The sequence below is a fragment of the Chitinimonas sp. genome, from assembly GCF_041904975.1.
Lineage (GTDB): Bacteria > Pseudomonadota > Gammaproteobacteria > Burkholderiales > Chitinimonadaceae > Chitinimonas.
Window position 1 is genome coordinate 1 of record NZ_JAYRLZ010000198.1, and the last position, 8,237, is coordinate 8,237.

Below are 8,237 nucleotides of genomic sequence, written 5' to 3' on the forward strand. Positions count from 1 at the left end.
TCATCGGCGCCGGCATGGCCCGGCTTTCCTGAACCCGCACCTTGGGCGCCGGTGGCATGGGCGGGGTTGCCACGGCATCGGCCGGCGGCGGCGCAAACAACGGTGTGCCGGCACTGGGCGCATCCGCCACCGCAGGTTTGCTCTCCTCGACGTAATTCATGGAAAAGCCCGGCGCTGCCGCATAGCTATCCACGCCGCCCTGGCCGCTATGTTCGATCTTCCAAGCAAGCCCAACCGCCAACGCCACGCTGGCCGCCAGTGAAAACGGTGCCAGCCAGCGCGGACGCGGCCAGGTGCGCCAGCGTGGGCGTGGCAGCGTGTCGGCCGCAGCGCTGCTTGCGGCATCGGCGCGGATGGCGGTGCTGGCAGACGCAACAGGGCTGGTCGCAGCCAGTTCAGCGCGGGCAGCCTGCAATATGGCGGCATCGAGCGCAGCCGGTGGCTCGGACCAAGACTGCGCAGCAAAGCTCGCGCTCAGCTGCGCATCCTCGAAATCCTGCAAGTCCGGTTTGTCGGCCATCTCACACTCCTCCCGCCAAGGCGGCTTTCAGCCGGGCTACGGCATAGCGTAGCCGGCTCTTGGCGGTTTCCATCGATACGCCAGTCAGGCTGGCAATCTCATCCAGGCTCATGCCGGCCTGCTCGCGCAGCAAAAACGCTTCGCGCTGTGACGCCGGCAAGGCGCGCAGCGCGGCATCGAGCGACTGCCTGAGCTGCTTGTCGGCCAGCTGCGCTTGCGGGTCATGGTTGCCCGCATCCGGCAGGCGGGCCATCGGGTCGTCCTCTTCCGGCCCGACAAAATCAGCCAGCAGGGCCGGCTCATGCCGGCGGATGCGGTCGATCAGCTTGTTGCGGGCAATGCCGAACAGCCAGATGCGAAACGCCGCAGTCGGCGCATAGCCCTCGCGCGCCTTCACCACCGACATCCAGGTCTCCTGGAACAGATCATCGACCCAGGCCCGACGCGGGCACTGCCGGCCGATAAAGGCATACAGGCCCTGGCGATGCCGCGCATACAGCTGCTCGAAGGCGGCGGCCTCACCGCGCGCGTAGGCGAGCATCAGCGCTTCGTCGGTTTGTACTGGGGCGGCCGCATTCATGGGCGGCGAGTGTACCCGAACCGCCCCGCCTTCCGCGAGCGGCCAGGTGCCGCCCGCCCCGCAGTGTTGCGCAGCAGAACTGCCTTCCATATCACGGTGCGATCAAGGCCGTTTTATCGAGTTCCGGCGCGCCACTCATCGATCTGGCCAGATCCACCAGCTTGATGAACTCGCCTCGATGGCCAAAGCGATCTTCGCCACGCGCCTCCATGGCCAGCGCCCGGATCTTGGTCAGATCAAAGCCGCCCAGATACTTGCCGCCATCGCTGAGCCGCTGCCCGAAAGCCGCCACCGCCGCCGCAAAGCGAAAATCGCAACTGCCCTGCTTGGCAATCTGCTCGCGGCTGATCGGAAAACTCAGCAATTTGCTCGCCTCGCCCTGGGCCGCCTTGTAGCGCAGTTGCAAAAAGCCCAGCTCGCCATGGCTGGCAGCGGTGCTTGGCACAGCCGCCTTGTCGCCATAGCGCAGCGGCGCCAATCTACCCTTGCCACCGACCAGGCTGATTTCATACAGCGCGGTTACCCGATGACCCGCGCCGATCTCGCCGGCGTCCACCGCATCATTGGCAAAGTCTTCGCGCTTGAGCGCGCGCTGCTCGAAGCCGATCTGCCGATACTCGGCCACCACCGCCGGATTGAATTCCAGCTGGATTTTCACATCGCTAGCCACCGTTTGCAGGGTGGAGGTGAATTCATCGACCAGCACTTTTTGCGCCTCGCCCAGGGTGTCGAGGTAGTGATAGGCACCGTCGCCAGCATCGGCCAATTGCTTCATCAGCTGGTCGTTATAGTTGCCGGTGCCCAGCCCCAAGGTGGTCAGCGACACGCCGGCCTTGCGCTTTTCCTCCACCAGATTCTTCAAGGCATTGAAATCCGTTATGCCGACATTGAAGTCGCCATCGGTCGCCAGCAGGATGCGGTTGATACCACCCTTGACCATGCCCTGCTTTGCCATCTGGTAAGCGAGCTGAATGCCAGCCTCACCTGCCGTGCTGCCGCCAGGCTGCAAGCGATCGATTGCGGCAATGATCTGCGCCTTGCGATCCCCCGCCGTCGGCTCCAGCACCACCTGGGTGCCACTGGCATAGGTGACCATCGCCACCCGGTCCTGCGGCCGCAATTGCGCCACGAACAGCTTGAGCGACTGCTTGAGCAGCGGCAATTTGTCCGGTTCATCCATCGAGCCCGACACATCGACCAGGAACACCAGATTCGATGGCGGCAGGCTGTGCTTGGCCGGGTCGGATGCCTGCAGGCCAATGCGCAGCAGCAGGGTATCGGGGTTCCATGGCGTGGGTGCGATCTCGGTGCTGACGGCAAATGGCTTGTCGTCCTTGGGCAGTGCGTACTGGTAAGGGAAGTAATTCACCAACTCTTCTACCCGCACCGCATCGCGCGGCGGCAATTGGCCGGCATTGAGCATGCGCCGCATATTGCTGTAGCTGCCGGTATCCACATCGATCGAAAAAGTGGAAACCGGCGCCTCGGCCACCCGCATCACGCCATTACGCTCGAATGCCTTGTAACGCTCGCGGTTCTCCGGCACCGGCAGCGCCATATCGGCTGGCGGCGCCGCAATTGCCTCGCGAAGCAAGGCTGGCTTCGGTGCCGCTACATAGCCTGTTGAGCGGCTGATCGACGACCCGGTCACTTCTATCCGCTCCACCGGCCGCTTTGCCACTGAGGGCATCGCCGGCGCAAACGCTGGCGCCGGTATTTCGCTGGGTGGAGGTGGTGGGGTAGTCGGCTGCAGCTGCACCGATAGCGGCACCTGCTTTGCCTTGGCATCGGCCGCCGCCTGTGGCGGCGGGGATGAACAGCCAGCCAGCGCGGCAAGCAGGACAGGAAGAATCAACACAGCGGACTTCATGGCAGGGCTCCTCGGGTGGATGAGCCCACTTCAACGCGGCTGGCGGCGGATTCGGGTTAACGGCCTAGGACTTTGAACGCAAAGTAAAATCGAAAACCCTGCTGGCATGCGCCGGCAGTTCGACTTGCCACATTGGAATGGTGCCAAGCATGCCATGGGGCACAGACGCGCTGAGCACCTCGGCGTTGCGCCACTTCTGCATATACAGCCGCACCGTCACCGGTTCTGACTTGTTGTTGTGCACCTCCGCACGCCAGGTCGAGTCTTTGCGCTCTGGGCCAAGCTCAGTAAAAGAAACCTGACGTAAGCTTGCGACGATATCAGTCTCTTGGCGAAGCTTGATCCGCAGGGTTTCCCCCTTTGCCGTATTGGAAACAGATGCCTCGTCCACATATTGACTGACGCCGCGTCGGTCCTTCATGTGGACGACGAGATGCCCCTCCGGCAAGGGGTTATTCAGCGGCTCCTTGTTATCAAACACCAGATAACGTGTCGCAGGTTCCGCATTCATCTCGCAATCGTCGCTATTGCGAGCGCCGTGCCACAAACATGCAGAGTCAAAATTCAGGTTCACCGAGTATTCCCAACGCACCGGAATCGCCTTAGCTGTCAGCAAGGACAGTTGTTTGGTCTGATGGTCGGCAATCGTGCTGGAATGGGCGAAGCTGTAAAGATACAAGTCCTGCAGGCGCTCTCTGACAGGCTCAAAAGACTCTCTCGTTATATTGCTGCCAGTAACCACGATTTTCTCAACGGTCATGCTCTGCCCCAGCCTCGATCTGGGAACCCGGTGTATCTTCCCCGCTACCAGCTGTAACCGGGCATCTCGAAAATCGCTGCCCGACTCATTGGTCATGCTTACCCAGCCTTGTAAATCCAGTCGCTTACCGTCGTACGCCAAGGTGGCAACGTAGTTCGCCCGCCAATCCACTTCATCAGTCAGATAGGTCAATTCAACCGTTTGTGGCCCGCCACGGGGGGCTTCCAGCAATACAGAGAGCGTGGGCCGCTCTTTCAAACCGTCAGGCAAGGCATCGACCGCCACGCGATCTTGCGGCCCGGTTTCGATACGATCGGGAAACTGCAGCACCATTTCGCCATCGACCACTTTCTTGCGGCCCGACGCTGCTTCAGGCTGCATCGATGCGGTAGTGGCCAACAGCCGCGCCCGTTCTTCTCGATCCACACCTGAGCGGCGATCCTGCTTGATCACCCGCACCTCGCCGCCGATCTGCTTTTCCAGCAAGCGGCCGGGGCTGAGCACATCGAAGTCGAAGTTCTGTTCGATCAGCTGCAGTGCGTCGCCGCTGACAGCCCGCAGCGCTACCGTTTCAACCTGCATTTGGGCCGCCACATCTCGCAACACCAATCGATTGAGACCCGGCGCAAGCGTCACCCGCCGCGTTTCCTTGATTAACGCCGTGCTGCCGTTGTAGACCGTGACTGACGTATTCAGCCTGTCAGCCGCTGTCGATATCGATTCAAACGTGACAGGCGCCGCGTCCACCATCATGGCTATGGCGGCGCAGCAGCTTTGGACGAACAGGATGCGATAGCTATTGCTTACCGCCATTACCACTTCACCCGCGCCGTATATTCCAGCACAGTCTTCCCACCGGCCGGAATGGCTACATGCCAGGAAGCGGCGTGGGCGGAATCCTGTTTGTGGGCTTGCGATTCGCGGGTGACTTCCCAATCGCCTGGCATCGGCTCCTGCACCCGCACCACCACCGGCTCGTCCTTGGCATTGCGCAGCTCGATCTTCCACGACGACTCAGTAAGCCGATCGCCCAGCTGCTGGAACTTGGTCTGCACGCGCTCGGCCGTAATGTCGAAGGCTTCGCCCAGCTTGAGCTTGACCACCTCGTTGCGGGCGGTGTGCTCGATGCGGTCTTCGCCGACAAACTGGGCGGCGCCCTTGCTGTCCTTGGCATACACGCGCACTACGCCGGCCGGTAGCGGCTTGCCCAAGGGGGCCTTGTTGTCAAAGCTCAGATACACCGCCGGTTTGAATTTCTGGCCGGCGCCATTGTAGGTCGAACGGTAATACCAATCGCCGCCGGCCAGCAGGTATTCGCGCTGCACCGGCACGCTGCTGGCCGCCAGTAGCGCCAGTTGCTTGGTCTGGTTGTCGGCAATGCTGGTCGGGCGATCGAAGCTGTACAGATGGTAATCGAGCAAGCCCTCTTCACGGGCGGCCGGTGCTGGCGCATGCGCATCACGCACTACGGCTGCTGTCATTCTGAGCTTTTCAGCGCGCGGTGACCGGTTGACCGTGCCGGCTACCAATTGCAGCTGCGCATCGTTAAAACCGGCGCCACTGCGATTGGTGAGCGTCACCCAGCCATTGAGGTCCAGCTGCTTGCCATCGGCCGACAGCTGCGCCACATAGTCGGACTGCCAGCTGAAGCCGCCGCTCAGATAGGACAACTCCACCTCCTGCTTGCCGCCCTCGGCATCGACCAGCACCGACAGGGTCGGTCGGTCGCGCAGATTGGCCGGCACCGCATCAAACGCCAGCCGCCCCGGCACGCCGGTTTCGATGCGGTCGGCAAAACGCAGCACCACGCCATCGCCCGACGACAGCACGGTGGCCTTTTCGCGCCGCTCTTCGCCATTGGCTGGGTTTTGCCGGATCACGCTTACGTCGCGGCCGACATATTTCTCCAGCATTTTCTGCGGGCTGAGCAGATCAAAATCAAAGTTCTGTTCGATCAAGCCAAAACTCGGGCCGGACACCGCGCGCAGCAGGGCGGTTTCCGGCTGCAGCTTGCCGGCCACCTCGCGCAGCGACAGGCGATTAAGCCCGCGCGCCAGCTCCACCCGGCGCTTTTCTTTGATCAGGGCCAGATTGTCGTTGTACACGGTGATGGCGGTAGCGCTGCGATCGGCAGCAGTGGAAGTGCGTTCAGTTACCGGCTCGCCAGCAAAGGCGGCGTGAACCAGCAGGGCAAGGGTGGTATAGGCAGCAATACGCATGGTGTGGGCTTTCGTTGGTAGTGGCCGCAAAAAGGCGGAAATGCGCGATGGCACTGGCACGGCATTTAAACACGGTGGCGGCAGATACGGCATAGCCGGGGCCGGCTTGGGCCAAGGATGTGTTGCCGGCGTTCCCTGACGCCCTGCCCGGTGACGTTTGTCGGATCGCGTCGCGCAACATTTCCCCGCCATGACGCGAGGCAATACAATGCGCCGCCCTTTGAGACGGCATAACAGCTCCCATCCCCCAAACGGATGAAAGCTAACGTAATACCACCTTATTTCTCACCGAATACTTTCATTCTTGACCCATCAGACCTCAGCACTTACCCTGCAGAGCTGTCGCCTTGCATAACAACAACATCATGACCGACCACGCCCTAGCCGAGCCGATTGAACTGCCTGCCGACACCCCGCGCCGCAAGACCCGCGCGAAGGGAGAAAAATCGCGCCAGGCGATCCTGACGGCCACCATGGCGGTGATTGCCAAGCGTGGCCTGCCCGCGGTGACCCATCGCGCCATCGCCACGGAAGCTGGCGTGCCCTTGTCGCTGACCACCTACTTCTTTACCAGCCTGCAAGACCTGATCGAGCAGACCTTTGATCATTTCATCAGCGTCACCGCCAGCGACAATGGCCAGCTGCTGAACCAGATTGCCGCCTATCGCGAGCGCTATCAGCCGGAGCAGTTGCGCTCGCCGCAAACCTTGCGCGAAGTGCACCGCGAAGTCAGCCAGGCGCTTAGCGACTTTATCCTGATGATGTCGGCCAAGCATTCGGTCAGCATCGCGGTGGAGCTGAACTACCTGCATCTGTTCCGCCACAACCCGGCGCTGACGGCCAAAGTATCGGCCTATCGCGAGCGGCAGGTGTCGCGCATTGCCGACCTGCTGCGCCCCTATGCCCCGGAGCAGCCAGAAGTGGATGCCTCCTTGGTACTGGGCCTGATCCACCGTCTGGAATTTGACTGCATCAACCGACCCGACGCCATGCCACGCGCCCAGGTTGAAGCCGAAATGGCCCGCCTCGTCGCTTTCGTACTCAAGGTGCCAGCCGAAAGCCAGGCCGAAACCCGCAACAATCGCCACGAACCCGCCGAACTGCTCGCCGGCTGATCCGCTTCCCGACCAGACTTGGTTGGGTCCAAATCCTTGAAGGTTTCTAGGCTTAAAGGCTTGAACCCCCAAACCTTGAACCACAGAGGGCACAGAGAACACGGAGGAGGCACGGAGGCAAAGCAGGACAAGCCCGCCTTCCAGCCATTTTTTGCCTGCTCCGCAAACAATTCTGCCCTCTCTCTGTGCCCGCTCTGTGTTCTCTGTGCCCTCTGAGGTTCAAGATTTGGGTTTGATTTCTGTTTGATCAATGTTCCGACTGCGGTGCAAAAACTAGTTTGCACGCATGCAGTAACGGCTCAGGGCGATTTCCGGTAAAATTCGCGCCTTCTTCGCACCGCTCGGTTCCCTGCCATGCCCCAACTTCTCAAGCTGCGCGGCGGTAATGCGCTTTCCGCCTTTCGCCTCGACAAACTGATCAACGGATTGAAGGAGGCAGGCGTCAGTAATATCGCCCCTTATGCCGAGTTTTGGCATTTCGCAGAAGTGAATGCGGCATTAAGCGACACCGAGCACGCCACCCTGCAGCGCATCCTGCACGACGACAATCTCGCCCAGGATGCCCGCGCCAAGGGCACCATGATCCTGATCACCCCGCGCGTCGGCACCATTTCGCCGTGGTCGTCCAAGGCTACCGACATCCTGCACCTGTGTGGTCTCGACAAGGTGGCGCGCATCGAGCGCGGCATGGCCTTGTTCGCCGGGCGCGATCTGAACGAGCTAGAGGCCAAAAAGCTGGCAGAACTGGCGCACGACCGCATGATCGAGGCGGTGTGGACCGGTTTTGACGGCATAGACGCCCTGTTCCGCCATGCCGAGCCGGCACCGCTGGCCAGCGTGGATATCCTCAAAGGCGGCCGCCCGGCGCTGGAAGCGGCCAACCGCGATATGGGCCTCGCGCTGTCGGCCGATGAAATCGACTATCTGCTGGAAAACTTCCAGAAACTGGCGCGCAACCCGAACGACATCGAACTGATGATGTTCGCCCAGGCCAACTCGGAACACTGCCGCCACAAGATTTTCAATGCCGACTTCGTCATCGACGGCGAAGCGCAGGCCAAGTCGCTGTTCGGCATGATCCGCGACACCCACAAGGCCCATCCGGAAGGCACCGTCGTCGCTTACAACGACACTGCCTCGGTAATCGAAGGCGCCAGCATCCTGCGCTTTTAC

6 protein-coding genes and 1 pseudogene are annotated in these 8,237 nt (G+C 61.5%); 2 read left to right on the forward strand and 5 right to left on the reverse strand.

What is annotated here, in order from left to right; translation table 11 throughout:
• From ACE3OH_RS16130 to ACE3OH_RS16150, 5 genes are all read right to left on the reverse strand, one after another.
• A partial coding sequence (locus tag ACE3OH_RS16130) for a hypothetical protein (protein ID WP_374355212.1) occupies positions 1–520 on the reverse strand: 520 nt, incomplete at its 3' end.
• Position 521: 1 nt separating this feature from the next.
• Positions 522–1,190, reverse strand: a complete 669-nt coding sequence (locus ACE3OH_RS16135) for an RNA polymerase sigma factor (RefSeq protein ID WP_374355215.1) — start codon at positions 1,188–1,190, stop codon at positions 522–524.
• Position 1,191: 1 nt separating this feature from the next.
• Complete coding sequence (locus tag ACE3OH_RS16140; RefSeq protein WP_374355217.1) at positions 1,192–2,970, reverse strand: von Willebrand factor type A domain-containing protein; 1,779 nt, start codon at positions 2,968–2,970, stop codon at positions 1,192–1,194.
• A gap of 64 nt (positions 2,971–3,034) precedes the next feature.
• On the reverse strand, positions 3,035–4,543 hold the full coding sequence (locus ACE3OH_RS16145) for a DUF4139 domain-containing protein (RefSeq protein WP_374355221.1): 1,509 nt from the start codon (positions 4,541–4,543) through the stop codon (positions 3,035–3,037).
• On the reverse strand, positions 4,543–5,949 hold the full coding sequence (locus ACE3OH_RS16150; protein ID WP_374355224.1) for a DUF4139 domain-containing protein: 1,407 nt from the start codon (positions 5,947–5,949) through the stop codon (positions 4,543–4,545). Before ACE3OH_RS16150 ends, ACE3OH_RS16145 begins: the two co-directional genes overlap by 1 nt.
• Before the next feature lie 365 nt (positions 5,950–6,314).
• On the opposite strand from ACE3OH_RS16150, the gene ACE3OH_RS16155 reads away from it, so the two are divergent.
• Both ACE3OH_RS16155 and ACE3OH_RS16160 read left to right on the forward strand, forming a co-directional pair.
• On the forward strand, positions 6,315–7,064 hold the full coding sequence (locus tag ACE3OH_RS16155; protein ID WP_374355227.1) for a TetR/AcrR family transcriptional regulator: 750 nt from the start codon (positions 6,315–6,317) through the stop codon (positions 7,062–7,064).
• A gap of 354 nt (positions 7,065–7,418) precedes the next feature.
• A pseudogene (locus ACE3OH_RS16160) lies at positions 7,419–8,237 on the forward strand (phosphoribosylformylglycinamidine synthase); the annotation flags it as partial.